Below are 885 nucleotides of genomic sequence, written 5' to 3'. Positions count from 1 at the left end.
GGGTTTGTTTTGGTGCCTTCGGGATCCACCAACATCGATGCAATCAGATCGACGTCACCGACGAGATTGTGATCCAGCCGGATTTCTTGAAGCGGATTGAACTTCGCGGAATCGGGTGAAGCCGGATCGAAGCGGAAGCACTTCGAGAAGGTCGATCGCCAGCCGCTCGTCGCGGTCCAGTTCTCGCCTTTGATATCGAGAACGAACGCGCTGTCGGTCCACCGAAACAAAGTTGGGATGATCGTGGACGCCCCCTTCCCCGAACGAGATGGAGCAATCAGAGCGACATGTTCGGGGCCATCGTGAGTGATGTATTTAGGGATGCGTCCGCGACGGTCCTTCTTCTTTCCGCTGGTGCCAACGATGACTCCGTTATGGCCCTTGTACCGAGCCAGTTCTTTGTCTGTCGCCCATCGGGCAGTCCCGAATTTTCCACTCGACTGCCGCTTCCGCATTGTCACGGCGTAGATGAAAACGAAGATCCCCGCGACGATGAAACCGGTCATTATCAACTGGCCGGTATCGAACACATTCATCCGCGGATTAGGCAAACTGAATAGCCAGATCCACCACATAACGGGCGCATAAAACTTATGTGCACCGATCGAAAAAAGGGGCTCCCCCAAGGCGGGATGATAGCCGTACCAGTGCGCTACATACTGTGTCGCTCCGGCCATCCCGCCGATGACGAAAAGGAGCATGACAAGGAAACCACGGTAGAAGGTTGCGGCGCGTGCGAGCATATTTTTCTCCTCCGACCGTCAGCGAGATCGTGTCAGCAATTGAACGAGGATTCGGTTCTGATGTCGCTGATTCATAGAACGGAGAGACACCGGCTGCCCCATGAGAGATCTCTGATTTGCCGATAGCGAGACCGTTGCGAAA

At 54.9% G+C, this 885-nt stretch carries 1 protein-coding gene; it reads right to left on the bottom strand.

The window, feature by feature from the left end:
* The coding region (locus IG168_RS20380) for a type IV secretory system conjugative DNA transfer family protein (protein WP_193166443.1) at nt 1-743 on the bottom strand (743 nt) is incomplete at its 3' end.
* Nucleotides 744-885: the final 142 nt, after the last annotated feature.

The organism is Microbulbifer hainanensis (assembly GCF_014904735.1).
Taxonomy (GTDB): Bacteria; Pseudomonadota; Gammaproteobacteria; order Pseudomonadales; family Cellvibrionaceae; genus Microbulbifer; species Microbulbifer hainanensis.
This window is presented reverse-complemented; position numbering and strand designations above follow the sequence as displayed.